Origin of the sequence: Maritimibacter sp. 55A14, from assembly GCF_003122205.1 — a bacterium.
Lineage (GTDB): Bacteria > Pseudomonadota > Alphaproteobacteria > Rhodobacterales > Rhodobacteraceae > QEYE01.
This window is the reverse complement of record NZ_QEYE01000008.1, coordinates 36,980-58,844: the sequence shown is the minus strand read 5'-3', so window position 1 is coordinate 58,844 and position 21,865 is coordinate 36,980. Positions and strand designations below refer to the sequence as shown.

General features: G+C 67.1%; 35 protein-coding genes and 1 tRNA gene. 20 read left to right on the top strand and 16 right to left on the bottom strand.

The window, feature by feature from the left end; genetic code table 11:
* Position 1 precedes the first annotated feature (1 nt).
* The 12 genes from DDZ14_RS08475 to DDZ14_RS08420 all read right to left on the bottom strand — a co-directional run bounded on the left by DDZ14_RS08475 (position 2) and on the right by DDZ14_RS08420 (position 9,786).
* Positions 2 to 1,600 carry a phage portal protein gene (locus DDZ14_RS08475; RefSeq protein ID WP_109424529.1) on the bottom strand — a complete coding sequence of 533 codons (1,599 nt, stop codon included), beginning with the start codon at positions 1,598 to 1,600 and terminating at the stop codon, positions 2 to 4.
* Positions 1,597 to 1,818, bottom strand: a complete 222-nt coding sequence (gene gpW / locus DDZ14_RS08470; protein ID WP_109424528.1) for a gpW family head-tail joining protein — start codon at positions 1,816 to 1,818, stop codon at positions 1,597 to 1,599. Before gpW ends, DDZ14_RS08475 begins: the two co-directional genes overlap by 4 nt.
* A complete protein-coding gene (locus DDZ14_RS08465) occupies positions 1,811 to 3,796 on the bottom strand; it encodes a phage terminase large subunit family protein (RefSeq protein WP_109424527.1) in 1,986 nt (661 codons plus the stop codon). The genes gpW and DDZ14_RS08465 overlap by 8 nt, the downstream gene beginning before the upstream one ends.
* Positions 3,796 to 4,419, bottom strand: a complete 624-nt coding sequence (locus DDZ14_RS08460) for a hypothetical protein (RefSeq protein WP_233252530.1) — start codon at positions 4,417 to 4,419, stop codon at positions 3,796 to 3,798. Before DDZ14_RS08460 ends, DDZ14_RS08465 begins: the two co-directional genes overlap by 1 nt.
* A gap of 310 nt (positions 4,420 to 4,729) precedes the next feature.
* On the bottom strand, positions 4,730 to 5,464 hold the full coding sequence (locus tag DDZ14_RS08455) for a hypothetical protein (protein ID WP_109424526.1): 735 nt from the start codon (positions 5,462 to 5,464) through the stop codon (positions 4,730 to 4,732).
* The gene (locus tag DDZ14_RS08450; protein WP_109424525.1) at positions 5,461 to 6,042 is read right to left on the bottom strand and encodes a hypothetical protein; all 582 of its coding nucleotides are present in this window, start codon (positions 6,040 to 6,042) and stop codon (positions 5,461 to 5,463) included. The genes DDZ14_RS08455 and DDZ14_RS08450 overlap by 4 nt, the downstream gene beginning before the upstream one ends.
* A gap of 172 nt (positions 6,043 to 6,214) precedes the next feature.
* Positions 6,215 to 6,853: a hypothetical protein gene (locus DDZ14_RS08445; protein WP_109424524.1), complete on the bottom strand. Its 639-nt coding sequence runs from the start codon at positions 6,851 to 6,853 to the stop codon at positions 6,215 to 6,217.
* Positions 6,850 to 7,128 (bottom strand): hypothetical protein, encoded by a 279-nt coding sequence (locus DDZ14_RS08440; RefSeq protein WP_109424523.1) that lies wholly within the window; start codon positions 7,126 to 7,128, stop codon positions 6,850 to 6,852. Before DDZ14_RS08440 ends, DDZ14_RS08445 begins: the two co-directional genes overlap by 4 nt.
* Positions 7,125 to 8,186, bottom strand: coding sequence for a hypothetical protein (locus tag DDZ14_RS08435; RefSeq protein ID WP_109424522.1), 1,062 nt, complete (start codon positions 8,184 to 8,186; stop codon positions 7,125 to 7,127). Before DDZ14_RS08435 ends, DDZ14_RS08440 begins: the two co-directional genes overlap by 4 nt.
* 25 nt (positions 8,187 to 8,211) lie before the next feature.
* A complete protein-coding gene (locus tag DDZ14_RS08430; RefSeq protein WP_109424521.1) occupies positions 8,212 to 8,928 on the bottom strand; it encodes a DNA methyltransferase in 717 nt (238 codons plus the stop codon).
* Positions 8,925 to 9,131: a hypothetical protein gene (locus tag DDZ14_RS08425; protein ID WP_109424520.1), complete on the bottom strand. Its 207-nt coding sequence runs from the start codon at positions 9,129 to 9,131 to the stop codon at positions 8,925 to 8,927. The genes DDZ14_RS08430 and DDZ14_RS08425 overlap by 4 nt, the downstream gene beginning before the upstream one ends.
* Positions 9,132 to 9,432: 301 nt before the next feature.
* Positions 9,433 to 9,786: a hypothetical protein gene (locus DDZ14_RS08420; protein ID WP_146193117.1), complete on the bottom strand. Its 354-nt coding sequence runs from the start codon at positions 9,784 to 9,786 to the stop codon at positions 9,433 to 9,435.
* Positions 9,787 to 9,914: 128 nt separating this feature from the next.
* On the opposite strand from DDZ14_RS08420, the gene DDZ14_RS08415 reads away from it, so the two are divergent.
* The 3 genes from DDZ14_RS08415 (at position 9,915) to DDZ14_RS08405 (ending at position 11,934) form a co-directional block, all read left to right on the top strand.
* Positions 9,915 to 10,763: a TerB family tellurite resistance protein gene (locus DDZ14_RS08415; RefSeq protein WP_109424518.1), complete on the top strand. Its 849-nt coding sequence runs from the start codon at positions 9,915 to 9,917 to the stop codon at positions 10,761 to 10,763.
* Positions 10,764 to 11,091: 328 nt separating this feature from the next.
* The gene (locus DDZ14_RS08410) at positions 11,092 to 11,418 is read left to right on the top strand and encodes a helix-turn-helix transcriptional regulator (protein WP_109424517.1); all 327 of its coding nucleotides are present in this window, start codon (positions 11,092 to 11,094) and stop codon (positions 11,416 to 11,418) included.
* Between the two features lie 192 nt (positions 11,419 to 11,610).
* A complete protein-coding gene (locus DDZ14_RS08405; protein WP_146193116.1) occupies positions 11,611 to 11,934 on the top strand; it encodes a hypothetical protein in 324 nt (107 codons plus the stop codon).
* A 14-nt stretch (positions 11,935 to 11,948) separates the two neighbouring features.
* On the opposite strand, the gene DDZ14_RS08400 is transcribed toward DDZ14_RS08405, so the two are convergent.
* Positions 11,949 to 12,272, bottom strand: a complete 324-nt coding sequence (locus DDZ14_RS08400; protein WP_146193115.1) for a hypothetical protein — start codon at positions 12,270 to 12,272, stop codon at positions 11,949 to 11,951.
* Positions 12,273 to 12,381: 109 nt separating this feature from the next.
* Between DDZ14_RS08400 and DDZ14_RS08395 the strand changes: the two genes are divergently transcribed.
* The 17 genes from DDZ14_RS08395 to DDZ14_RS08325 all read left to right on the top strand — a co-directional run bounded on the left by DDZ14_RS08395 (position 12,382) and on the right by DDZ14_RS08325 (position 18,847).
* Positions 12,382 to 12,576 carry a hypothetical protein gene (locus DDZ14_RS08395; RefSeq protein WP_109424514.1) on the top strand — a complete coding sequence of 65 codons (195 nt, stop codon included), beginning with the start codon at positions 12,382 to 12,384 and terminating at the stop codon, positions 12,574 to 12,576.
* The gene (locus DDZ14_RS08390) at positions 12,573 to 12,965 is read left to right on the top strand and encodes a hypothetical protein (RefSeq protein WP_109424513.1); all 393 of its coding nucleotides are present in this window, start codon (positions 12,573 to 12,575) and stop codon (positions 12,963 to 12,965) included. Before DDZ14_RS08395 ends, DDZ14_RS08390 begins: the two co-directional genes overlap by 4 nt.
* Positions 12,952 to 13,311 carry a hypothetical protein gene (locus tag DDZ14_RS08385; protein ID WP_109424512.1) on the top strand — a complete coding sequence of 120 codons (360 nt, stop codon included), beginning with the start codon at positions 12,952 to 12,954 and terminating at the stop codon, positions 13,309 to 13,311. The genes DDZ14_RS08390 and DDZ14_RS08385 overlap by 14 nt, the downstream gene beginning before the upstream one ends.
* The gene (locus DDZ14_RS08380) at positions 13,308 to 13,550 is read left to right on the top strand and encodes a hypothetical protein (protein ID WP_146193114.1); all 243 of its coding nucleotides are present in this window, start codon (positions 13,308 to 13,310) and stop codon (positions 13,548 to 13,550) included. The genes DDZ14_RS08385 and DDZ14_RS08380 overlap by 4 nt, the downstream gene beginning before the upstream one ends.
* A 106-nt stretch (positions 13,551 to 13,656) precedes the next feature.
* Positions 13,657 to 13,785 carry a hypothetical protein gene (locus DDZ14_RS20125; protein WP_255417492.1) on the top strand — a complete coding sequence of 43 codons (129 nt, stop codon included), beginning with the start codon at positions 13,657 to 13,659 and terminating at the stop codon, positions 13,783 to 13,785.
* Positions 13,772 to 14,038, top strand: coding sequence for a hypothetical protein (locus DDZ14_RS08375; RefSeq protein ID WP_109424510.1), 267 nt, complete (start codon positions 13,772 to 13,774; stop codon positions 14,036 to 14,038). Before DDZ14_RS20125 ends, DDZ14_RS08375 begins: the two co-directional genes overlap by 14 nt.
* Positions 14,038 to 14,358: a hypothetical protein gene (locus tag DDZ14_RS08370; RefSeq protein ID WP_109424509.1), complete on the top strand. Its 321-nt coding sequence runs from the start codon at positions 14,038 to 14,040 to the stop codon at positions 14,356 to 14,358. Before DDZ14_RS08375 ends, DDZ14_RS08370 begins: the two co-directional genes overlap by 1 nt.
* The gene (locus tag DDZ14_RS08365; protein WP_109424508.1) at positions 14,355 to 14,789 is read left to right on the top strand and encodes an ASCH domain-containing protein; all 435 of its coding nucleotides are present in this window, start codon (positions 14,355 to 14,357) and stop codon (positions 14,787 to 14,789) included. Before DDZ14_RS08370 ends, DDZ14_RS08365 begins: the two co-directional genes overlap by 4 nt.
* The gene (locus DDZ14_RS08360; protein ID WP_109424507.1) at positions 14,779 to 15,384 is read left to right on the top strand and encodes a GapR family DNA-binding domain-containing protein; all 606 of its coding nucleotides are present in this window, start codon (positions 14,779 to 14,781) and stop codon (positions 15,382 to 15,384) included. The genes DDZ14_RS08365 and DDZ14_RS08360 overlap by 11 nt, the downstream gene beginning before the upstream one ends.
* A 4-nt stretch (positions 15,385 to 15,388) precedes the next feature.
* Complete coding sequence (locus tag DDZ14_RS19655) at positions 15,389 to 15,547, top strand: hypothetical protein (protein ID WP_158275491.1); 159 nt, start codon at positions 15,389 to 15,391, stop codon at positions 15,545 to 15,547.
* An 11-nt stretch (positions 15,548 to 15,558) separates the two neighbouring features.
* Positions 15,559 to 16,002 (top strand): hypothetical protein, encoded by a 444-nt coding sequence (locus DDZ14_RS08355; protein WP_109424506.1) that lies wholly within the window; start codon positions 15,559 to 15,561, stop codon positions 16,000 to 16,002.
* Between the two features lie 4 nt (positions 16,003 to 16,006).
* Positions 16,007 to 16,198, top strand: coding sequence for a hypothetical protein (locus DDZ14_RS08350; protein ID WP_109424505.1), 192 nt, complete (start codon positions 16,007 to 16,009; stop codon positions 16,196 to 16,198).
* A 4-nt stretch (positions 16,199 to 16,202) separates the two neighbouring features.
* The gene (locus DDZ14_RS08345; RefSeq protein WP_109424504.1) at positions 16,203 to 16,442 is read left to right on the top strand and encodes a hypothetical protein; all 240 of its coding nucleotides are present in this window, start codon (positions 16,203 to 16,205) and stop codon (positions 16,440 to 16,442) included.
* A complete protein-coding gene (locus DDZ14_RS08340) occupies positions 16,439 to 17,080 on the top strand; it encodes an HNH endonuclease signature motif containing protein (protein WP_109424503.1) in 642 nt (213 codons plus the stop codon). The genes DDZ14_RS08345 and DDZ14_RS08340 overlap by 4 nt, the downstream gene beginning before the upstream one ends.
* A gap of 2 nt (positions 17,081 to 17,082) precedes the next feature.
* Positions 17,083 to 17,523, top strand: coding sequence for a DUF4326 domain-containing protein (locus DDZ14_RS08335; protein ID WP_109424640.1), 441 nt, complete (start codon positions 17,083 to 17,085; stop codon positions 17,521 to 17,523).
* Positions 17,520 to 17,771, top strand: coding sequence for a helix-turn-helix domain-containing protein (locus tag DDZ14_RS08330; protein WP_233252528.1), 252 nt, complete (start codon positions 17,520 to 17,522; stop codon positions 17,769 to 17,771). The genes DDZ14_RS08335 and DDZ14_RS08330 overlap by 4 nt, the downstream gene beginning before the upstream one ends.
* Entirely contained in the window at positions 17,726 to 18,847 is a 1,122-nt protein-coding gene (locus tag DDZ14_RS08325; RefSeq protein WP_109424502.1) for a tyrosine-type recombinase/integrase, read from the top strand. The genes DDZ14_RS08330 and DDZ14_RS08325 overlap by 46 nt, the downstream gene beginning before the upstream one ends.
* 27 nt (positions 18,848 to 18,874) lie before the next feature.
* Here DDZ14_RS08325 and DDZ14_RS08320 read toward each other — a convergent pair.
* From DDZ14_RS08320 to DDZ14_RS08310, 3 genes are all read right to left on the bottom strand, one after another.
* Positions 18,875 to 18,951, bottom strand: a tRNA-Arg gene (locus DDZ14_RS08320).
* 70 nt (positions 18,952 to 19,021) lie between these two features.
* Positions 19,022 to 20,407 (bottom strand): sensor histidine kinase, encoded by a 1,386-nt coding sequence (locus DDZ14_RS08315; protein ID WP_109424501.1) that lies wholly within the window; start codon positions 20,405 to 20,407, stop codon positions 19,022 to 19,024.
* A 39-nt stretch (positions 20,408 to 20,446) separates the two neighbouring features.
* Positions 20,447 to 21,865 (bottom strand): NAD(P)/FAD-dependent oxidoreductase, encoded by a 1,419-nt coding sequence (locus DDZ14_RS08310; RefSeq protein WP_109424500.1) that lies wholly within the window; start codon positions 21,863 to 21,865, stop codon positions 20,447 to 20,449.

The following is a 21,865-nucleotide window of genomic DNA, read 5'->3' as shown; positions in this document are numbered from 1 at the left end:
GTCACCTGTTCCCGTTCTCGAAATCCGTGGCCGTGGCGCCGCCCGGCCCGATCAGCTTGGCGAAGCTTTCCTGCGACGGATGCAGAACGCCCTCGGGCATGGCGGCGATCTCGCGCTCGACCTGCTCCATGTTCTCCATGTGGTCGCTGCCGGTCAGCTCGGCCGCCTCTTCCTCCAGCGTCGAGAGACCCAGCGACACGCGCATCGCGGCCGCCTGCGCCTCCTTGACCGGATCGACAAAGCCCTTGCCCGGCCCGATCCACTTCGCCCGCGCATAGGCCGGCCAGTGCGCGTGGAAATCCGGCGCGCCGCGCGGCAGCGGCACATGCCCGTCCATCACCTGCTCTTCCAGCCAAGCCATCAGGTAGGGCTGGCAGAAGCCCTGCGCGAACGCGATCCGGCGGCTCGTCCAGCCGCGCCAGACCTCGATCAGCGCGGCCCGCGCACTGGAATAGTTCGTCTTCGACCAGTCGGCCGCCAGCTGCTCGTAGGACTGTCCCAGCCCCGCCGCAATGTTGCGCAGGACCGCGCTCTCGAAATCTCCGAACTGCGCCGCCGGCCGGGCCGTCGGCACCACGCCGATCTCGTCGTTGGGATAGAGCTGCGTCACCCGCGCCCCGCCCAGCGTCACACCGTCCCGGTCCTTGTAGTACTGCGCCCGGTCTATTTGATAGTCGTGCAGCGGCGTGCCCTCGCCCTCGCCGAAAAGGTCATCCATCGTCTCCGGACCCAGCGGGCTCTTGATGAAGGCCGCCAGGACCGCGTTGATCACCGCCGCCTGCAGCTCGACCCGCGCGTAATGGTCTTCCATGCGCAGCTTCTCGATCACCGGGGCCAGGCGAGAGACGCCGCGCGACTGCCCGTCGCGGGTCTTGTCGAAGAAGTGCAGCACGTTCGGGCGGCCCCATGCCCGCTCACGCATCACCCGCTTCCAGGTGAAGGACGCGGCCGAGGCGTAGATCGCCGCCTTGTGGGCCTGGCGGAAATGGTAGGCCCGCGCCGCGCCGTCGGCATCCTTCTCCACGCCGCCGCGCAGCTTCTCGCCGTCGGGCTGGTCGCCGGGGTTGGACAGCAGGTCCGGATCCACGATGCGCAGGCAGGTATGGGTCGGCCGGTTCTCTTTCCACGCGACCAGACCGACGGCATCGCCTTCCATCAGGTAGTTGCGATAGGCCATGCCAAACATCTGCGACACGGTCTGCGACCGCGTGATGTCGGCCAGCTTGCGCGGATCGTCCGCGTAGCTGCGCCAACGCGCCTCGACGGCCAGCTTGAACTCGGCGGCCCACGCGCTGTCGAGCCCCAGCGCCTTCCAGTCCGGCTTCATCAGCGGCCGGAAGTTGGCGCCGATGACGCTGTCGACCTCCTTGGCCACGCCGCCCGCAGCCCAGCCGTTGTTGCGCGTCAGGTCACGGGCACGCGCCACGATCTTGTCGCGATCGGGCAGCACCTCGCCATCTGACGGCCGAAACGGCGGATGGAAGTTCAGCATCGTCTCGCCGGTGCTGCTGCCCGCCTGGTAGGGCGTGCCACCGAAGCCGCTCGCGCGCGGCTTCATCCGCACGCTGCCGGCGCGCAGGCGGGGATAGCTCTGCTTCATTTGAAATACACCGTCCTTGAGCGGGTCTTCGTGTCGGTGCCCAGCTGGCGCTGCAGGCTGGCGATGTAGCGACGCAGGTTGGCCTCGCTCGACCGCGTGTATTCGATCGACTTGCCGTCGCCGGTCGAGACCTTCACGGCCTGCTCGCCCATCATCAGCGCGTGGAGGGCGTCCTCGGCCTCGGTCAGCCGCAGGGTCAGCGTGGCCGTGTCAACCATTCAGAATCTCCGACAGGCGCTTTTTGCGCGCGGGTTTCGTCTTCGCAGGCTTCTCGGGGACCGCAGCAAGTGCTGCGTCGAAGAGATCGGCCTGCCCGTCTTTCGGCGGCACGCCGCGCTCGGCTTCCATCTGGTCCCACTGGTCGTCGGTCATCGAGGTCCAGCCCTTGCGGCGGGCGGCGGCCTCCGAATAGATCATCGTGTCCAGGCCCTCGTTGCGGCGCGTCGGCTCGACCAGCTGCCATTGCCGGGTGACCACGCCGCTGCGCTGGCGCTTGAGCACGCAAATCTCGGCCGTGACCTGCCGGTAATACTCGTCGCCCAGGCCGCGCGCGAACTGGCAATATCCCCGCTCCGCCGGGTCTTCCTTTTTCAGCCAGGTGAAGAAGTCGCCCTTGAGCTGGCTGACATTCACCATGAAGGCGCGTTTCTGGCGCCGCTTGGCGCGGCCGTCCTGGCGCCGCTCGAACTTCATCGGCGCCAGCACCGGGCCGTTCTGGTTCGAGCCGCCCTTGACGATGATCACCCGGTTCCAGGGATGCGTCTTCGCCCAGCTCCACACGTCATCGGTATAGGTGCCGCCGTCGATCGCCAGCATGTCGATGCGGATCGGCAGCCCGAGCTGCGTTTTCCACGTCTGTTTCAACACCGCGTTGAGCGCGGTGCGCCCGTCCTCGTCGCTGATGTGGTGCGGAATCACCACGTAGTCGACCGTCCAGCGCTGGCGCTGGCGGCCATAGGCGGCGAGCGTCACCTCCATTCGGTCGTCCTGGCAGTCGACGCCGGCGGTCAGCAGGACGCCGCATCCCGGCACGACGCCGCGCGGCAGAACGTCGCCGTCGGCTGCGTTCTCCGCACGGTCGCGCAGCCCCTCCCAGTCCGGCGCGTCGGTCGCCTGGTCGTAGGGCTGGCCCAGCACGTCGCTCCAGAAGACCTGCTCGGTCTCCGCCTCGACCTGGCTTTTCGGCCCGGCCTCGTCTTCGGACTTGCCCTCGATTCGGGTCCAGCCCATCACCTGGGCGTATTCCCGCGCGATCGAGGCCCAGTCGCGGAACGGCGAATAGGCCCGCCACAGGTGAAACCCCGGATGATCGCCGTTCGGGTTGTGGGCAACCCAGCGCCCGGTGCGGATCATCTCCGCCTTGTGCTTGTGCTCGATCACCCCGCCGCAGGTCTCGCAGGAAAAGCAGGCTGCATGCAGGCGCTCGGGATCGAGGTTCTGCCGGAAGTTCTCCCATGTCAGCGGCGCGTATTCGCCGCAATGGGGACAGGCGACGTGATATTGCCGCTGGTCGCTGTTCTTGTAGGCCCGCGTGATCCGGCAGCTTCCGGTCAGCCCCGGAACCGAGACGCGCACGATCTTGGCATCCTCGAAGGCAGACGCCCGGCCGACGGCCAGGTATTCCGGATCGCCATGGTCGGTCATCGCGAACTTCGACAGGTCGTCCATGATCACCAGGCGTCGGCTGGTGCCGGTCAGATCGGCCGGCGATCCTGCCGAGGCGACCTTGAGCGAGCCATCGCGCCGCAGCGTCTCCTGGTTCAGGATGTTGTCGCGGTTCTCGCCGCGGCCGTCTCCAAACGTGTCCCTCAACACCCCCACCTGTCGGCGCATGGGCATCCACTTGTTGTCGACCCATTCCTTGGCCGACTGCATCGTCGGATGCACGACCAGCGAATCGAGTGGCGTCGCCTCGTGCCAGGCGCCGATCGTGGGCTGAATCACGGACACCGTCTTGCCGATCTGCGCGCTGGCCCGGATCGTCACCTCACGGCAGGGATGCTCGGGCGACAGGACCTCGTGGATCTCGCGCAGGAAGGCGAAGCGCTCGATATTGAACCGGCCCGCCTCCGACGACCGGGCGTCGAAGACGATGTTCTCGACGCACCAGCGCGTGATGTCCGGCGGCGGCGGCGGGGTCATCGCATGGCTCAGCGCCATCGCGACCACGCCGCTTGCCGGGGCGAGGAATCCCATCAGATGTCTGCGTCCTTTTCCTTGGCCGTCATCTCGGCCGTCTTCGCCACAGCACCCAGCTTCCCGGCTCGGCCGGCGCGGTGCGCGCGCCACATGTCGATCAGCGTCTTGCGCACCGTCTTGAAGTCCAGCGCGTGGTCGTCGGCCAGGCGCCGCGCGGCCTCGCGCAGCAGCGTCTCGAACTCCGCCACCTCCTGGCCGATCATCTTCTGCACCTGCAGGCTGACCTCGCTGGCCAGCACGAAGCGTCCTTCCGCCTCGGCGTTCTGGCGCCGCAGCCGCCGCGCCTCTTCCTGCGCCTTGAGCGTGCGGGCCAGCTGGTAGCCGTCGCCGTCATCGTCGGCGAGCCGCGTCGCACCGCCAGGATGCTTCTTGCCCGCAGGCTTTGCGGCTTCGGACCCGTCGAGCCCCTGCAACGCCTTCTGTGTCGTCGCGCCGTTGCCCATCATCTGTCCGGGATCGAGCTTTCGCCCCAGCGCGTCGGCGACCTTTTCCAGGTCGAACCGGCGCTGGCGGCCGCTGCCCTCGAAACACCCGTCGAGCTTGCCTTCCGCCACGTACTGGCTGATGCGCCCCTTCGACAGGTTGAGCTGCTGCGCGAGCGCGGTCGCTGTGAGTTCCATGATCTCCCGGTCTGGCCACACCCCTCCAGCCCCCGGACTAAACCCGGCACTGGTTTAGGCTTTCGTTTAAGTTTAGAGCGTCGAAACACCCGCGCTCAGCCGCCCCGTATACGTTTTTGGGGCTGGGAAGGACCCGTGGAAATATCTGGAGCACGGGCAGACGCCCCGCAGGGCGCCGCCGGGGCCGGGGTTGACCGGCCTTGTGCATGCTCATTCTCCAAGGCTGCAACGCGAAGCGCCCGCGCGGGTGTCCCCCGGCGGGCGCAGTTCCTGATGATGCCAGAGAAGGTGCCACCAGCGGACTTAGCTGTCAAGCCCGATGTTGTGGCCGCGCTTCCACGTACCCCTGCATCCTGTCGAGCGCACTACATAGAGCCGCCCGAGCCTTGGCCCGCGTCTCTGCCTTGATCGACCATCCGAAGGCGCGCAGCACATCGCCGATGGACTGATCCTCCAAGCACACCATCGCCACCAAGCGCATGTCCGGGATGGCTGCCCGGCTGCCCCGATCCGAAGGCCGCATCCGTCGCATCACCATCGCCATGCCGCTGCCCACGCGCGCCTCGATGGCGGCGATCCGCTGGCGGTCCATCAGCACCGCGTCGATGAACTCGCCCCCCGAGCCACCGCCGCCCGAGACCGTCTCAAGCGACTGCCCCCTGACCCCGGCCGAGGCGTGGCGCTCCTTCAAGGTGCGGTAGTAGCGCCCCATCGCCACCTGCCCCGGCGTGAAGAGCGGCGTCGCCACGCGGCCCTTGCCCGCCGCCCGGTCGGCCGCGTCCTGCATCCGATCGAACGCATCGCCCACCCGTGCGGCATGGCGGCCGTCGAACCCGTCATCCACGGCCCGGTGCTCACCATCCGCGCCCTGGTGCTGGGCGCGCGGCATCCACGGGATCAGCAATCCGCGCGCGGGCGCGATCCGCACCAACGCGGGCCCGCATACGGCAGGCGCCGATCCGTCCCGTGCCAACGCGGCCAGCCGCATCGCCTCGTCCCTAGCCACCCGGTCGCGATCTTCCCGGCTCAGACGTGCAACGCTCATGCGTCCACCCCCTGCGCCAAGGCGGCGATGCGCCGGCACTTCTCTGTCGCCGTCAGGCGGCGCTGGCGAAAGGCCACATCCTCGGGCGACAGCGTCTCGCCGCGCGCCATCCGCTCTTCCAGCACGGTCATGCGGCGCACGGCATCCCCGGCCCCGCCCCTGATCTGGCTGGCGAGGAAGGCGGACGGGAACTTGTGGTACTTTCGCAGATGCGCCAGCAGCTCCGGCGCCCAGCCCTCGGCGATGGCGTCCTGCCCCATCGGCAGCGAGAAGACCCGGCGCATCAGCGGCGAGCCGTCGTCGCGCGGCGCCTCGATCTCGGCCGCCCACTTCAGGATGTCGTTGGCGATCGGGAAGCGGTCGCGCTCCTTGCCGCCGGGATGGGCCGCCGCGACCTCTTCCAGCGCCGCCAGGCTCTCACTGCTCATGTAGGCCAGCCGCCGCGCCAGATCGTCCCGCATGGCCTCGAACTGACCTGTCGTCATGCCGCCCGGCTTCATCAGCCCCCGCCTGTCCAGCGTCTCTATCAACGCCCTCCTGACCCGCTTTTCGCCGTCTGCCTGCGCCTCGCTGTCCATGCCTGTTTCCTTTTCTCTGCACTTTTGCTGTTTTTTCCGCCTCGCGCCGCCGTCTCATTGGGGCGACACTGTCTCTGTCTTTTTCATTTCCCTGTCTTTTCCCTATCGTGCGGGACACTCTGAGACTGTCCGAGACTGTCCTGAAGTGTCCCCGGGACAGTGTGGGACAGTTTTATTCGTTGACGCGACGCCCACGCGTCAGCGCAAGCATGTGATCGCTCCAGCCCGATATGGCGCGCTCGATCCAGCTGGCGGCGCGGTACTCGCAGCCCTCGCGATCGAGCCATTCGTCCATCCACAATATCGCCGCGTCGTTCTTCGCGAGATCGGGGTGATAGCCCGCCACCGCCGAGCGCAACCGCTGACGGCGCTTCTTGGCATTGGCCGCGTCGTTGCGCGCGCGGTTGTCGGCCTTGCGCGAGATCGCTTCGCTGATCGTGCTCAGGACCATCGGATGCATGAGCCGCACCTCTGCCTCGCACAGGCACGGCTCCCAGCGGTGGAGCGGCCCATACGGCATGGCGCAGAGCGCCTGGAGATGTCCGCGCTCAACCAGGGCCAGCTTCGACAACAGCTCGATGTCGTCGGGCAGCGTGCCGATGGGCGACTGGTCGAACGCGACATTGATCAGATCGAAATAGATTGCCCGGCACTCGGGCGTCCCTTTCAGGCGCATCTCCGAGTTCAGCCAGCGCCGCCTCTCCCAGATCATGAAATAATGGCTGTCCAGCCGGTCCGAGCGCGTCAGCGGGTACTCCGGCAGCGTGTCGGTATCGACCGGGCGCGGGCGCAAGGGACTGGTCATCGTCATGCGGCCACCTCCGGGCGCTGGTCGAGCACCTTGCGGATGCGGACGGTCAGGAAGGCCTGCGCCCTGTCGCCCTCGACAGGCCAATTGGCGGTCACCTGGACGCCCTCGGCGCAGGCCTGCGCTGCGCAGGCAAACGCATCACGCGCGAAAGTCTCATCCCAATCCGGATGCGGCAGATACTCGAAGGCACCCAACGTGCGCTCCTGCGCGTCCACCACGTACATGCGCACCATCCCGTGCGACAGCGCCTCGAAATGCAGCCTGACCCGGCTCATGCGTGAGCCCTCCGCGCCTTGCGTTCCTTCATGGCCTCCCGGTACATGCGGTGCCCGCAGGCTTCCTCGACCTGCGGCGTCACCCGCGCCCCATTGGCGAAGACCGGCGCGATGATCCGCATGGGCGCGGGTGCGGTTGCCACTGGCGGCTTGGTCTTGGCCGCGCGCCGCGCGCACCGCGGGAGGCTGCGCTGCATCGAAGGCCGCTTATGCGATTTCGCGGGCGGGGCGGATGCGCCGGGCTCAAGGCCCAAGGCACGGCCACGGCGCGCGGCAGTGGTCACCGCGCAGCCCACAATGCGGGCCATGTCAGCCCAATTTCCGGCCCTGGGCGCGGCGTCGATGAATTCCTTGTCCTCGTGACGTGCAGCCTGGCCGACCCGCTGCGCGGCAAACTCCAGCCCCAGAACACGACCCCGGCTGCGCACGGTGCTGCGCATGCACCCGATCTCGCGCGCCGCCTCGGTCATGGACAGTCCGCGCGCGGCGGCATCGACGAACGCCTGGTCGGGCAGGCGCCGGCCCTTCACACGTCGGGTGCGAGCCCGCGGCAGCTTGATCTTGAATCGCGACGACGCGTTGCAGATCGCGGCAAAATCCACGCCGCTTTCCTCGCTCAGCGCCGTGGCCGAGAGGCCCCGCGCGGCGGCATCCTCCAGAAACGGCCGCCAATCGACCGCCGAGCGGCGCGTGGAAAGGCCCAGATGCCGCAGCGCGCGGTCCACGACGGTGCGCGTCCAGCCCATCGCATGCTCAAGATCGCGGCGACTGTGCCCGTCCGCAATCAGCCCGGACAGGCGCTCTCGTGCGGCCTCGATCTCCGCATCCGTCAAGCGCGATGTCACCTTGCCCATGTCCCCGCCCCTGCTCTGGTCGCCACCGGCCATTATCTCGTCAGCGGTCACGCCCATCTTGCGCATTTCGCGGTAGAAGACGCCGGCATCGAGGCTGATGGCCTCGGCCGCCGCGTAGACCGACCCGGTCGCCCGGACCGCCTCGCAGATCAGCTCCCACCGCTCGCGCGCCTGACGCGCGCGCATCGCGTGCATCGTCTCCATGCCTGCCCCCTGCCCTCGACCCTCGTCATGCGGCCTCCGCCGCTTGCTGCTCCAGACGCTCCAGCGCGGCGCCGAACCAGCGCGGGTCGCTCTCGACCCCGATGGCGCGCCGGCCCGTCCGCATCGCGGCCAGCAGCGTCGCGCCGCTGCCGGCGAACGGATCGAGCACGATCTCGCCCGGCTGGCTGGAATTGAGAATGAAACGCTCCATGACCTCGACCGGCTTCTCGGCCGGGTGCGCGGTGCGCTTGACATGCGACAGGCGGTGCATCTGCCCGCTGCCGCAACGATTGATCCGCCGCGCCCGCCCCTTCCAAAGGTAGAGCACGAACTCGCAGTTTTTCATGTACCAGCGGTTCGCGGTGCAGCGCCCCTTGTCCCAAACCAGCAGGTTGTGCAGCTTCCAGCACGCCCCCGCGAATGCCGCCTGCGCGGGAAAGACGTTCTTGGCGTCCGCCATCACGTAGGCGTCGCAATCGGCCCGGCAGGCCTCGAATAGGGGCCCGGCCATGCCCGGCCAGCCGATCAACACGTCCATCATGGCCCCGGAATTGTCATAGACCGCGCCCGAGAAGATGCCGCTCATCGTGCCCGGCCCCTTGGCCCGCCCGCCACTGGTCAGCCGGTAGGGCGGATCGGTCACCAGCAAATCGGCCTTCTCCAACAGAGCGGGCAGAACCTCGCGGCAATCCCCGAGATAGAGGTCCACCGGCCCGATCCGCTCATGCCGCGACCAGCTCACCAATAAGCCCTCCGCACTTGCTCTGGATCCTCGCCGCTTTGCGCAAGGTCGGCCTCCAGCACGCGCGCCGTGGCCACGCTGACCCGCTGCGACGGCAGCCCATGCGCCCGTGCGATTGCCGATGGCCCGATCCCGCCGCTGCGCTGCGCGATCCAGGACAAGACCAGCTCGTCACTGTCGCGCGGCGTGTCCCGAACCCTCATCCGCCCCTCCCCGGCACGGGACGCGCACGGACATGCGCGCCCCGGCCCAACAGGGAGGTCCGGGAACACATCTTGCGGGCCGCCACGTTCCCGGCGGTATGGCGGGAAGTGGGCGACTGAGGCGTGCCCTGCCCGCGCGTCGAAAAGAAAAGGGCGCGCACCGGGGGGACCGGATGCGCGCCAGTTGCCCGGCCGCCCGAGCGAGGGGATTGCCGGCCGGGCAGGCAGGCCGGGCGCAAGAGGCATGCGCCCGGCAGGTGTCCGGAATCTCGGTCCGAAATTTCGGAGGGACGTGCGTTCATCATCGACCCTCCCATTGATCCATGAACCACGCGACCGCGTCCGGAAAGGCCAGGAAGGCGCGCGCCACCGCGTCGCCCGAGGCCCGGTTTTCGCCGTTCCACCACGCCCATGCGGTGGAGTTGCGCACCCCGAAGGCCGCGGCCACCTGCTCGGGCGTCGCAAACCGCTCCCGCAGCCATGCGGCGAAAGCGGGCGCGAACCACGCCCGGAACTCCGACGACCGGATCGGGTGCAGGAAGATCAGGTCGCATTCCGGAACTTCGGACCGGGACATGGTCGCGCGGGATGTGCCATGCTGCTCGCGTGACGGTTCAACAGTCTGGGAAGGAGCGTGCGAGGGCGCTGCAGTCATGCGGCGTCCTCCGCGTTTGCGGCGGGCAGCGGCGGCACCTCGCCAATCCATTTTTGCGCGCAGGTTGCTACTCTGGTCGGGGCCGCACCGCGATTCGCGGCGCGAGTTGAATCAAAGGGAGCTAATCTATGGGTATTTTTGCCTGGCTGTTTACCAAAGCGCCAACCACGGAAACACCACCGCCCCCGGTCGTAACGCCGCCAATCATCACGGCCGCGGACTCGCCAGACTTGGCCAAAGTGCCGGCGGATGTCCCTGACACAGTGGATTTGGAAGAAGTCTACACCGTGATCGACTACACCGATGCAAACGGGAACGAGTCCCGTCGACGCATTACACTGCGCAAAGTCGCGCGCGGCCCGCACGCGCCAATTTTGACCGCGATCTGTCACGAGCGAAAGTCGATCCGGCACTTTCGCTGTGACCGGATCGGATGTTTTATAGAGCCCGACGGCGAAGTAATCGAAACCGTCGACTTCTTTCGCGACACGCTCATGGTCTCTCTTTCCGACCTTGAGCCCGCCGAACGCGACGAATCCATTACGGCGGCGCGCAGATTGCGTGATTTCCTTCGCCCGCCTCTCTCGGTTCTCATCACCGCAGCGCGCTGCGACAACGAATTTCACCCCGAGGAACTGGACGCGATCCTGCGATATGCTGAATCTGAGGCCGATATTCTCTATGACGAGGGGCGGCTTGGAACCGATTTCAACCTCACGGCGCTGGACGCGCTCGAAAGCATTGTCCAAAAAATGCACCCACAGCAGATGTCTATGCCAGGCTATCTGGGCGTGATCTACACATACGACGACGACCGACAGGACCGGTTCTTCCGCGCGCTTGCCGAAGTCGTCAACGCCGACGGCGTGGTGTCCGACGATGAAGTGGCATTCTTGGGCGATATAGAGGCGATCAGAGAAGATTTTGCACGCGAAACCCTCGAACGCTTTTCTGATTTCACCGAAGATCGGCATTGAGCGGCGGAGTGTGGTCATGCGGCCCCCCGGTTCTGGCCCTGAGCATCGGGCGACGTGAATCCAAAGAGGTGCACCGGGCAGTCAATGTGGTTCGCGGCACACTCCGACCTGAGAACCAAGTACCATTTTGGCGGAAATGTCTTCCGCGCAAGTGCGTTGGAAATTGCCGTGTCAGACACTCCAAGCCGCTCGCGCAGCCTGCCCCTCCCAACGACGGCAACTATATCAGAAACGGTGTCCATGCCACATCGTTACTCACAACTTGTGAGTTTTGCAAGCTCACAAAAAGCGATTTTACACAAATTGTGAGCGGAACGATTATCGCAACATGGTGACTAATCATGAAATCGACGAAGCAAAGTATCCCTACTGGCGCATCGGGCAGCGACTTCAAGCGCTTCGGGAAACCACGGGTATGAGCAAGACGAAGTATGCCGCCTTTTGCGGATACAACTACACCCGATACATCAACTGGGAGTCAGGTCATCGGCGCATGCTGCCAGATGAAGCCGAGGTGCTCTGCGACAAGTTCGGGGTAACCCTGGACTTCATATATCGCGGCATAGAGGCGCAATTGCCGCACAGCTTGGCAATCGCTCTGTCATCCAACCCTCGCGACAGCGCCACCAAGACGTCCAATGAGATGCCGGACTGATCGGCTGCAGCGATCAGCATATCCAATTGTGATTGTTCCATAACTTTTGCTCCCTAGCGATCCGCCCCGCGCGTTATGGCTGCGTCACAATCGTGTCGATTCTTTGCGCATCTCACAATATGTGATTATTTTTGTTGATGCCTCACAATTTGTGAGGTAACAAGGCCCCCATCACAACCGATGGAGGCCCCGATGCGCGCCGAGACCGAGACCGCCCCGACCACCGCAGCCATATGCGACCTGCAAACCTCTGTGCTGCGCCTTGCGGTCGAGGCCGAGGCCGGATCGGAGCTGCGGCGCAGCTTGTGCGAGGCCGCGAGCTTCTTTCCGGGCCCCGACACGACATTACTTGGACAGGCGCAGCTGCGCGGCGGCATTTCCCGCGACGACGTGGCGGGCCTCCTGCGCCGGATCAACGCCGCCCGTGAAAACGGCGACGACCCGCAACGCATCCTGCGCGCCATGCGCAACGCGATCGAGCGGACGCTCGACATCTACGACCTGGTGTCAGAATGAGCGCGCGGCGGATGTCATTCCATCTGCGCCTTCAGGGCCGCGAACAGGCGGTCTTCTATCTCCACCCGAATTTCATGGATCTTACCGGTCTCGAAGAAGTCGGCGGTCAGTCTCAGGCGGCGCCAATAAAAGTTCAGCAGCGCATAATTCGGCATGACGCGGCCTGCTTCGGCATCCTCGACATGCACAAGATCGGGGCTGGCCCAGCCGAATCGGGCAATCTGCACCTGACTTACACCCGCGACGAACCGCGCGGACCGCAGACGATGTGCGGTGGCGGACATGCTCTCATCGCCAGACCGCGCCAGCCTGCGCCGCTCGTCCAGCCGCAAGACCATGCCGTTATTCTCCTTCCGCATTGTCACGCGGAAACCGGGCGGCGTCTCAACCGTCGCCCACGCCATTTTGTCCAAACATCCGGAACAACGCAACCGATGGAGGCCTGCCATGCAGCCTGATCCCGCACCCGACATGATCGCCCAGGCCCGCCGCGTCGTCACCGACCCGGCTGTCTGCGCCGGCCAGCCCATGCTTCGGATGCTGGCCTGGCAGGTTCTGACCACGGCGCGCGGCCAGCGCATGAACGTGCTGCGCCTGATCCGCCAACAGCACCGGGCCGCGCCTGAAGGCGGTGCCGCATGAGCCTGCCCGATTTTCCCGCCGCAGCACCAGAGCCTGTCGAGGATTTCCGCTCGCGCGCCGAGCAGCTGTCCGAAGCGCTGCGCGTTGCCGTGACGCAGCTGCGCGATGTGTTGCGCTCGGACATCGAATGCGGCTGCGTGGCCGAGAGCGGCACATGGGTCGGCGGCCACGCCGCGCCGCGTGCCCACAGCCTCGACGCCGACGCCGGATCGGCTGATGCCGTCGCCATCATGATCGACGCGATTCGCGCCGGCGAGCGCCTTGCCGGCCGCCCCGACGACGATGCGCCCGCGTGGCTGAACGACGTGTTGGACGGGACGCTCGACATCATGCCTGCCACGCCTTTCGCGGACACCCTGAAAAAGGAGCAGCATCATGGGCGCTCCTAAACCGGCCCTTGGCTATCCGAGCCGCACCGCCGCCGTTGTCGCGCTGCGCAATCAGGGGAAGACCTTTGCGCAGATCGGGCGGATGATCGGCATCACGGCCAAAACCGCCTCGGCGCTGGCGCATTCTGCCCAGCGATCCCACCGCCACGATCTGAATGAAATCCGGCCTGACGCCGTGCTCGACGGTGAGGCGATCAACGCCCTGCAGCCGTATGCCACCCGACGCGGGCTGACCGTGGGCGAGCTTGTCTGCCTGCTCATCGAGACGGTTGTCGAGGATCAGATCATCGACGCGGTGCTGGACGACGGAGCGTTTGCCGCGCTGGCCTCGGAGACAGCGGCATGACCGGTCATATGAAAACACTTCTCGCCGCTGCGTCGAATGCAGCCGGCGCCGCCGAGGATATGATCGAGTGTGCGCGTGAGGGCAAAATCACACCTCACGACAGCGTTGGCTCCGGCGACACGGCAACCATCCTTGCAGACAGCCTGCGCCTGCTGATCGAGGCGACGGACAGCAACACCGGTACCGCCGGACAACTGCACGGCGCCCTGATCCGGTATCTGGAAGAGAGGTCGTTATGACCCTCCGCCACGCGCTTATCCTCGCCGCCGTGATTTTGGCCGCAATCGTGATGTTCCAGAACCTTCCCGCGCCCTTCGCGGGCGGGCCGATGCCGGAGCAGGGCCAATGACCCGCGCCCTCACCCCCGCCGCGACCGCGCTCCTGATCGCGCTCGCCTTCCACCACGTCGCCCCGCGGCTCGCCGCCTCGGTTCTCGACGCCCATCAGATGGAGACAGCCCATGCCCTGCACTGACACGATCGCCCGCCTGCTGGCCGACCTTTCCGGCCGCGGCCCCGAGGACGCCGCCGAGCTGCTGGCCAATGCGGTGATGGAATCGGGCGGCATATGGGCGGTGCCGCCCGGTACCGGCCCCGGTCCCGCGATGGTCGAGATCAGCCTGCACGCCATAACCGGGCACGGCCCCGACCGCGACGCGGCAGTCGCCAGCTGGACCAAGGCCGCCAGCACCTGGCTTGAGGCCATGATCGCAGCGGAGGCCGCGTGATGTCGCTCACGGCCCGCGTCCCCGACCGCCTGCCGCGCGACGACCCGCCCGCACCCGGCGCACTCGACCTGCAGCAGCGCCTGCAAATCGAAATGCGCATCGCCTGGATCGACGGCGTGGTGGCCGGTCCTTCCCATGCCCGATCCCGCGCGCTGACACGGCTGTTCGATGCCGGGCTCTGCGAGGTCTCGCAGACCGCTCAGGGCGTTCAGTTGTCGATGCTGGGTGTACGCAGCACCACGTCCGCGCCCGACGGCACAGCCGACGCGATCCTGTCGGACTGGCGCGCCGCCGCGCTCGATCGGCTGGTGGCGTCATGAAGGCAATTTCGATCCGCCAGCCCTGGGCCGATGCCATCCTGCACCACGGCAAGGATGTGGAAAACCGCAACTGGTACACACCCTACCGCGGCCCGGTCCTGATCCACGCCGCCAAGGCCTGGGGTCCGGCCGAGCGCGCCGACCTGGAGCTGATTGCGCAAATCATCGGCCGCGATCTGCCCGCGACGAAGCCACGGCTGGGCGGCATCGTCGGCCGGGCCGAGATCGTCGATTGCGTCACCGAGATGGCGAGCCCGTGGTTCTTCGGCCGCTTCGGATTCGTGCTTCGCAATGCCGAGCCCCTGCCCTTTCAACCGTGCCGCGGCGCGCTGGGGTTTTTCGAGCCGAACGATTTTCCACCGCCGGCGGACACCCCTTGGCCGCCGCCGCTTTTTGCCAAGATGAGCCCGGAGAACCCGCATGACCGCTGAAACCCAGACCCCCGACCTCCTGCCCGACGCCGCCGCCTTCGTCCAGGCGACAGGCAAATGTTCCGGCAGCTCGCTGCAGAGCCGGTTTTCCATCGGCTGGAACAAGGCCTCCGCCCTGATCGAGCGGCTGGAGGACGCCGGCGCCGTCGGCCCCGCCGATCACGTCGGCAGCCGGGAGATTTTCCCCGACGCGCTGGCCAGGCTGACGGGCGAGAAGCCGGAGACGACGATGACGCTGACGACGCCGGACGGCCAGACGACGGCACCTTTCACGGCCGGCGATCTCGAAGCCGTCGCCATGAAAATCAATGGCCGCCCGCCGATGAAGGAGACCGACGCCGACCGCGCCGTGGGCGACAACGCCTACCGCGTCACCCGCGCGGAGCTGCAATCCTTCGTCGAACGCTTCGAGCGGCTGGAAGCCGAGCGCAAGGAGCTTGCCGACCAGCAGAAGGAGGTGATGGCCGAGGCCAAGGCGCGCGGTTACGACACCCGCTGCCTGCGCCAGGTCATCAAGCTGCGCGCCAAGGACCCGCAGGAACTGGCCGAGGCCGAGGCGGTGCTGCAGCTCTACCGCGAAGCTCTGGGGGTCTGATCCAATGACGCACCACCGCGCCTTTCCCCCGCTGCGAAGCCAGGACTATCTCGACCGCCTGTCACCAGCCCCGCCGCCCGTGGCGCTGGCCGTCGTGATCCTGGGCACGGCCGTCGTGGTCGGGATCGGCGTGGGCGTGGCGCTGGCCGCGGCGATCTGGTGAGGGAGTGAGCGATGCCCATCCGCGCCGAAAACCGTGATCGCTATCCACCGGACTGGCCCGACATCAGCAGGGCCATCAGGGAACGCGCTGGCCAGCGCTGCGAAGAATGCGGCGTCAAGAATGGCCGGCTGGGCGGACGCCTGCGGGATGGAACATGGTGCGATGCCATGCCGCTCGGTGAAAAGCTGCTCAGCCTGGAATGGCCCGCGCCCGGCGAGGTTGCCACGTGCGTGTCTCCGTCCGGCGCAAAGCACCAGCTTCGGGTCGTGCGCATCGTGCTTACCGTCGCGCATCTCGATCACCAGCCCGAGAACTGCGATCCGGACAACCTGCGCGCCTGGTGCCAGCGCTGCCACAACATCTACGACGCGCCGATGCGCCGCGCCGGGATAGAGGCAAGACGACGCGAGAAGGCGGCTGACGGAGACCTTTTTGAGCATCTTGAGCAGGAGTGAAATCATGCCGCTCTACACGGTGAAAAACACGCACGGTCACAGGGTTACGGTCAGGCTTGACGGCCGCGAGATCAAGGATGTCATCGAGGCTGATACAGATGCCGGCTACCTGATCAGGCTTCAACCCGCAAAATCCGGCCAGCGGACGCCCGTTCGGGAGAAGCTTGTCGGGCGCGTCGAGGTGGAAGTGGAGTGAGATCATGAAAAACCGCCTGTCCGATCTGAACAATCACCTTTTTGCGCAGCTCGAACGGCTGTCGGAGGAAGGCTTGTCCGTCGAGCGGATCGAGGAAGAGGCCAAGCGCGCCGATGCCATCGTATCTGTGGCCGACCAGATCACCCGGAACGCGGACCTGCAGCTCAAGGCGGCGAAGCTATTTGCCGAGCACGGCAATGCAATCCTTCCGATGCTGCCCCAGATCGGGAAGGACACGGAATGAAGGGAACGCCGATCAGCTGGGGCGATGACGAGCTGGCGTGGATCGAGGCGCACGCGTCGCTCCCGCGCCGGGAGGCGCACGCGCAGTTCGTCGCGCAGTTCGACCGTGCCGACGTGTCGCTGGGCGCCTACACTTCGCTCTGCAAGCGCAACCGCTGGCTGACGGGGCGCACTGGCTGCTACGAACCGGGACGCGAGCCCGAGAACAAGGGCAAGAAGATGCCCTGGAACGCCAACAGCGCCAGGACGCGGTTCAAGAAAGGTCATCGTGGCGGCAGAGCGGCCGAGCTTCACAAGCCGATCGGCACCGAGCGCGTCACGGAAGACGGCTACATCGAGCGGAAGATACACGATGGCCTGCCGCTCCAGTCGCGCTGGCGCGCGCTGCACCTGGTCCGCTGGGAGGAAGCCCACGGCCCCGTGCCCGAGGGCATGTGCCTCAAATGCCTGGACGGCGACAAGACCAACTGCGACCCGTCGAACTGGAAGCTGATCCCGCGGGCGCTGCTGCCCCGCCTCAACGGCCGCTTCGGGCGCGGCTATGACGCGGCGGAGCCCGAACTGAAACCGACCATTCTCGCGATCACCGAACTGGAGCACCAATCTCGGGAGCGGCGCGGCGGTGGCGGGAAGAAATGACCATGCCGACCCGCATCCGCCTCTCGCGCGCCAAGGGCTGGCGAAAGCCGGAGGGCGCCGTCGTCGTCTCGCGCCCCACGCTCTGGCGCAATCCCTTTGTCGTCGGCCGCGATGGCACGCGGGCGCAGGTCGTCTACCGCTACGCCGCCCTCATGGCGGGCTACATCGTCGCGCGCGCGGATCCCGATCCGGACGAGCAGCGCATGCTCTACGAGCACGTGCATGGGAACCTGGACAGGATACGCGGCCGGGATCTCTGCTGCTGGTGCGCGCTGGATGGCCCGTGTCACGCCGAGGTGCTGCTGGCGCTGGCCAACCGGCCGGCGGGGGAACCTCTCGACCTGGAACGGTTCTGGGCCGAGCCCGCGCGCACCGAGCTGATGATCCACATCCGCGACATGGACAGGATGGCCCAGCAGGCGGCCGCCGGGGAATTACGATGACCGTCACGCTCGACTTCGCACCCCGCCTGATGCCGGCCCCTGCGGCCGCGCATTACCTGGGCGTGGGCGTGACCACGCTGCGCGGCCTGCCGATCCCGCGCCGCAAGCTCGGCGCGAAGCGGCTCTATGACAAACGCGACCTGGACGCCTATGCTGACGACCTGCCGGTCGAGTCGGACCGCGAGGCGCCGGGAGACAACACATGCGACGCACTGTTCGGGGAAGGCTGCGCGGGGGGATCACATTGAAATACCTCAACGCCTCCGGCCGCTGGCCCAGCGGCCGCGTCCGCTATTACTACCGCCCGCCCGGCCGCAAGGGCGTGCCCCTGCCCGACGCGGAACCCGATGACCCCGCCTTCCTCGCCGCCTACAGTGCGGCCGCCGCCGGCGGCGACCCGCCGCGATCGGTGCGCACCGGCTCGATCGGAGCGGCGGTGCGCGCCTTCCTGGCCTCCGACGCCTATCTCGGCCGGGCCCGCTCGACGCGCGCGGTCTGGCGCCGGCTTCTCGACGACATCTCGATCCGCTACGGAACCGCGCGCCTGGCCGACCTGGAGGCCCGCCACATCAAGGCCGATCTCGCCCGCCTGCCGCCGCACCCCTCGAACAACCGCCGCAAGGTCTGGCGCGCCCTCTGCGCCTGGTGCGCGGAGGCCGGGCTGCTGGTCACCAATCCGGCCACCGGCGTGCCCGCGCGGCGCACCCCGAAGAGCGAGGGGCATGTGCCCTGGACGGCGGCCGAGATCGCGCGCTTCCGCGACCGCTGGCCGATCGGCACGGCGCAGCGGCTGGCCTTCGAGGCGATCTTCTGGACCGGCGCGCGCATGTCCGACGCGACAAGGCTGGGCGACGGCATGGTCGACGGACAGGGATGGCTCTGCTACCGCCAGGTCAAGACCGGCGGCGACGTAGCGGTGCCGCTCTTCCGGTCTCTGCCGGCCGTAGCAGCTGGGATGGAGGCCGATCAGGCGATGCTGCACGCCGCGCTCGCCGCGCGGCAGCACCGGCACCTGGTCTGGATGGTCACCGACTACGGCAAGCCGCGCTCACGCAAGGGTGCCAGCAGCTGGTTCAGCGCCGCCGCGCGGGCCGCCGGCATCACGGGAAGATCGGCGCACGGGTTGCGCAAAAGCCGCTCGATCGCGCTCGCCGAATCGGGCGCAACAGCCCATCAGCTGGGCGCCTGGCTGGGCCACGAGAGCCTGAAAGAGATCGAACATTATGCACGCCGCGCGGATCGGCGCAGGATTCTCTCCGGACCGGAACAAGAACAGAACAGTTCCAACTCTCCGAAACAGAGTTCCAAATCTGCCAAAAAGTGACGGCAAAACAATAGCTTGAAAATATGGTGGCGCACCGGGGAGGATTCGAACCCCCGGCCCCCAGATTCGTAGTCTGGTGCTCTATCCAGCTGAGCTACCGGTGCGTGAGGCAGGCGTTTACCGCCGCTGCCGGGGCAATGCAAGGGCAATCGGACGCATTTTCGTGTGGCGCCCTCAATCGGCCTGCGGCAGGCGGATCGCGAAGACCGTGCCGGTCTCGCCGGTGGAAACCAGCTCCAGCTTGCCGCCATGCCCGCGCACCAGTTCCGCGGCGATCGCCAGCCCCAGGCCCGAGCCGCCCTTGCGCGTCGTGGACTGGAAGGGCTTGAAGATGTTTTCCACCGCCCGCGCCGGCAGGCCCGGCCCGGTGTCGCGCAGTTCGATCACGCAATCGCCGTTCTCGGAACGGGCGGAAATGGTGATCTCGCCAGCCTGCCCGCTGGTCTCGATCGCCTGGCGGGCGTTGCGCACCAGGTTGGAGAGCACGCGGAACACCTGTTCGTGATCGACATGCAGCGCCGCGCCGGGGGGCAAGTCGGTAACGAAGCGCACCAGATCCGTCTCGGCCGCGAGCTTCTCGTTCTCGATCACATCCTCGACGAGACGGCCCAACGCCACGCGGCCCAGTTCCGGCGTCGGCTCCTCGGCCCTGCCGAAAGCCAGCGTCGTCTCGCACAGCCGCATCGCCCGCGACAGCGACGCCATCACCTTGGGCGCCGTGCGCTTGACCGCGGGATCGTCGCTCTGCTCGATCCGGTCGGCCAGAAGCTGCGTCGTGGTCAGCATGTTGCGCAGGTCGTGACTGATCTTGGCCACCGCCCCGCCCAGCGCCGCCAGCCGGTCCTTCTGGCGCAGTGCATGGCTCAGCTCCGTCTGCATGGAGCGCAGCGCCTCCTCGGCCTCGCGCAACTCGTGGATCGTGGCTTCGGGCCTGATGATCTGCCGGGCGTCGTCAGGCGCGGCCTCATAGGCTTTCATGTGGCTGATCACACGCCGGATCGGCGCCACCATGAAGCGGCGCACGGCGAGGAAGAGAAGGGCCGAGGTGATGACCGAGATGACCAGCGACAGCATCAGGATGCGCAGCCCGTAGTCGATCATGGCGGCGCGCAGCGGCTCGGTCGGCAGCGTGACCTCGATCAGCATGCCCGCGTCGCGCAGCGGCTCGCCGATCACCCGGATCACGCCCGGCTCGGTATTGCCCAGTTGGGCCAGCGCGTCGCGGATCAGTTCCAGAGCGGTGGTGTCGCGCAGATCGAATGTCCGGCTCACGGACATCGGCATGTCGGAGGACAGGATCAACTCGCGCACCACGTCGCGGCGCAGCGCCACGTTGAAGACGCCGGCGTTTCGCAGAAGCTCCTCCGCCAGGCTGGGCGAGACCATGTCGTCCTCCGTCGCCAGCAGCGCCAGCGAGGCGATCTGCGCCCGTTCCAGCCGCGCCAGCAGGTAGTCCTCGCGGAAACGCGCGACCGAGGGCACGAAGATCAGCACCTCGGCCAGCATCACGAAGACCACCGTCAGAAGCAGGAACCGGCCGGAGAGCGAGTTAAGAAACATCAGCGGCGCTCTTCCTTTCTGCCGGGCTGCCAGAACATATCAGAACTTCTGCACGAGCCGCACAATACGTGCGACCCACGGGTTATCAAACAGCTTTGGCGTGAAATAGCTGCTCGCCGCGCGCTTGTTGACCTCTCCCAGCGTCGGATAGGGAGCCACCATGTTGGCGATGGCGCTCATCTTCAACCCGTTGGCGATGGCCAGTGCCCAGACCTGGATCAACTCGCCCGCCTGCGCACCGACGATGGAGGCGCCCACCGGCTTGCCCTTGACCACCATCACCTTGACCAGCCCCGTGGTCCGGCCCTCGGCCCGCGCGCGGTCATTCTCGGCGTACTCGGTGCGCGCCACGGTCAGCGCGTTTCCATGCGCCTCGCGCGCCTCTGCCTCGGTCAGCCCGACCTGCGCCATTTCCGGGTCGGTATAGGTCGCCCAGGGCAGGTGATCTGTCCGGGCCTTGGCCGGCAGCCCCAGCAGGGCGGAGCGGATGACGATGCCCGCGTGATAGCCCGCGACATGGGTGAATTGCAGCCCGCCGGCCACATCGCCGATGGCATAGACCTTGCGGTTGGAGACCGAGCGCAGCCCGGCATCGACCTTGACGCCGTCGCGGTCATACGCCACCCCGCCGGCATCGAGGTCGAGCCCATCGGTATTGACCTTGCGCCCCACCGCCATCAGCAGGTGCGAGCCGGAATAGGTCGCGCCGTCCTTGGTCTCCACTGTGATCGCGCCCGCCTTGCCCGAGATTTGCGAGGCCATGGCGCCTTCCGCCACTTCCGCGCCCTCGGCGCGGATACGCTCCAGCGCGATCGCGGCAAGTTCCGGATCGTCCTTGCCGAAGGCTTTCAGCCCCTCCAGCACCGTCACCCGGCTGCCCAGCCGGGCATGGGCCTGTGCCAACTCCATGCCGATCGGCCCGCCGCCGATCACGATCAGGTGTTCGGGCCGCTCGCGCAAATCGAAAATCGTCTCGTTGGTCTCGTAGGGAACTGCATCGAGGCCCGGAATCGGCGGCACGAAGGGTGACGAGCCGGTGGCGACCACGAAGCGCCGCGCGGCAATGACCGCGTCGCCCGCCTGAACCTCGGTCTTCGAGATGAAGCGGCCGTATTCCTGGATGACCCGCACGCCGAGCCCCTCGAACCGCTCCACGCTGTCATGCGGCGCGATGCCGGCGATGACCGCGGCCACGTGGTCCTTGGCGGCGGCGTAATCCACCTGTGGCGCCACGGGTGTTACGCCGAATGGCGCGCCAGTGGTCATCGCGTGGGCATGCTTGCCCGATGCGATCAGCGCCTTGGAGGGCACGCAGCCGTAATTCAGGCAGTCGCCGCCCATCTTGCCGCCTTCCAGCAGCACGACGCGCGCGCCCATCTGCGCGGCGCCCGCGGCAACGGACAATCCGCCGGACCCTGCGCCGATGATGCACAGGTCCGCCTCGATACGTTCGCTCAT

Coding starts and splice junctions, on each gene's coding strand:
- DDZ14_RS08455 (WP_109424526.1), bottom strand. CDS start 5,464: ATGAGCGTTGCACGTCTGAGCCGGGAAGATCGCGACCGGGTGGCTAGG.
- DDZ14_RS08440 (WP_109424523.1), bottom strand. CDS start 7,128: ATGAGCCGGGTCAGGCTGCATTTCGAGGCGCTGTCGCACGGGATGGTG.
- DDZ14_RS08385 (WP_109424512.1), top strand. CDS start 12,952: ATGGGCGCTCCTAAACCGGCCCTTGGCTATCCGAGCCGCACCGCCGCC.
- DDZ14_RS08435 (WP_109424522.1), bottom strand. CDS start 8,186: ATGGAGACGATGCACGCGATGCGCGCGCGTCAGGCGCGCGAGCGGTGG.
- DDZ14_RS19655 (WP_158275491.1), top strand. CDS start 15,389: ATGACGCACCACCGCGCCTTTCCCCCGCTGCGAAGCCAGGACTATCTC.
- gpW (WP_109424528.1), bottom strand. CDS start 1,818: ATGGTTGACACGGCCACGCTGACCCTGCGGCTGACCGAGGCCGAGGAC.
- DDZ14_RS08310 (WP_109424500.1), bottom strand. CDS start 21,865: ATGAGCGAACGTATCGAGGCGGACCTGTGCATCATCGGCGCAGGGTCC.
- DDZ14_RS08420 (WP_146193117.1), bottom strand. CDS start 9,786: ATGACTGCAGCGCCCTCGCACGCTCCTTCCCAGACTGTTGAACCGTCA.
- DDZ14_RS08375 (WP_109424510.1), top strand. CDS start 13,772: ATGCCCTGCACTGACACGATCGCCCGCCTGCTGGCCGACCTTTCCGGC.
- DDZ14_RS08405 (WP_146193116.1), top strand. CDS start 11,611: ATGCGCGCCGAGACCGAGACCGCCCCGACCACCGCAGCCATATGCGAC.
- DDZ14_RS08460 (WP_233252530.1), bottom strand. CDS start 4,419: ATGGAACTCACAGCGACCGCGCTCGCGCAGCAGCTCAACCTGTCGAAG.
- DDZ14_RS08425 (WP_109424520.1), bottom strand. CDS start 9,131: ATGAGGGTTCGGGACACGCCGCGCGACAGTGACGAGCTGGTCTTGTCC.
- DDZ14_RS08475 (WP_109424529.1), bottom strand. CDS start 1,600: ATGAAGCAGAGCTATCCCCGCCTGCGCGCCGGCAGCGTGCGGATGAAG.
- DDZ14_RS08325 (WP_109424502.1), top strand. CDS start 17,726: ATGCGACGCACTGTTCGGGGAAGGCTGCGCGGGGGGATCACATTGAAA.
- DDZ14_RS08395 (WP_109424514.1), top strand. CDS start 12,382: ATGCAGCCTGATCCCGCACCCGACATGATCGCCCAGGCCCGCCGCGTC.
- DDZ14_RS08380 (WP_146193114.1), top strand. CDS start 13,308: ATGACCGGTCATATGAAAACACTTCTCGCCGCTGCGTCGAATGCAGCC.
- DDZ14_RS08355 (WP_109424506.1), top strand. CDS start 15,559: ATGCCCATCCGCGCCGAAAACCGTGATCGCTATCCACCGGACTGGCCC.
- DDZ14_RS08365 (WP_109424508.1), top strand. CDS start 14,355: ATGAAGGCAATTTCGATCCGCCAGCCCTGGGCCGATGCCATCCTGCAC.
- DDZ14_RS08335 (WP_109424640.1), top strand. CDS start 17,083: ATGCCGACCCGCATCCGCCTCTCGCGCGCCAAGGGCTGGCGAAAGCCG.
- DDZ14_RS08465 (WP_109424527.1), bottom strand. CDS start 3,796: ATGGGATTCCTCGCCCCGGCAAGCGGCGTGGTCGCGATGGCGCTGAGC.
- DDZ14_RS08390 (WP_109424513.1), top strand. CDS start 12,573: ATGAGCCTGCCCGATTTTCCCGCCGCAGCACCAGAGCCTGTCGAGGAT.
- DDZ14_RS08350 (WP_109424505.1), top strand. CDS start 16,007: ATGCCGCTCTACACGGTGAAAAACACGCACGGTCACAGGGTTACGGTC.
- DDZ14_RS20125 (WP_255417492.1), top strand. CDS start 13,657: ATGACCCGCGCCCTCACCCCCGCCGCGACCGCGCTCCTGATCGCGCTC.
- DDZ14_RS08370 (WP_109424509.1), top strand. CDS start 14,038: ATGTCGCTCACGGCCCGCGTCCCCGACCGCCTGCCGCGCGACGACCCG.
- DDZ14_RS08450 (WP_109424525.1), bottom strand. CDS start 6,042: ATGGACAGCGAGGCGCAGGCAGACGGCGAAAAGCGGGTCAGGAGGGCG.
- DDZ14_RS08400 (WP_146193115.1), bottom strand. CDS start 12,272: ATGGTCTTGCGGCTGGACGAGCGGCGCAGGCTGGCGCGGTCTGGCGAT.
- DDZ14_RS08340 (WP_109424503.1), top strand. CDS start 16,439: ATGAAGGGAACGCCGATCAGCTGGGGCGATGACGAGCTGGCGTGGATC.
- DDZ14_RS08410 (WP_109424517.1), top strand. CDS start 11,092: ATGGTGACTAATCATGAAATCGACGAAGCAAAGTATCCCTACTGGCGC.
- DDZ14_RS08345 (WP_109424504.1), top strand. CDS start 16,203: ATGAAAAACCGCCTGTCCGATCTGAACAATCACCTTTTTGCGCAGCTC.
- DDZ14_RS08360 (WP_109424507.1), top strand. CDS start 14,779: ATGACCGCTGAAACCCAGACCCCCGACCTCCTGCCCGACGCCGCCGCC.
- DDZ14_RS08330 (WP_233252528.1), top strand. CDS start 17,520: ATGACCGTCACGCTCGACTTCGCACCCCGCCTGATGCCGGCCCCTGCG.
- DDZ14_RS08315 (WP_109424501.1), bottom strand. CDS start 20,407: ATGTTTCTTAACTCGCTCTCCGGCCGGTTCCTGCTTCTGACGGTGGTC.
- DDZ14_RS08415 (WP_109424518.1), top strand. CDS start 9,915: ATGGGTATTTTTGCCTGGCTGTTTACCAAAGCGCCAACCACGGAAACA.
- DDZ14_RS08445 (WP_109424524.1), bottom strand. CDS start 6,853: ATGACGATGACCAGTCCCTTGCGCCCGCGCCCGGTCGATACCGACACG.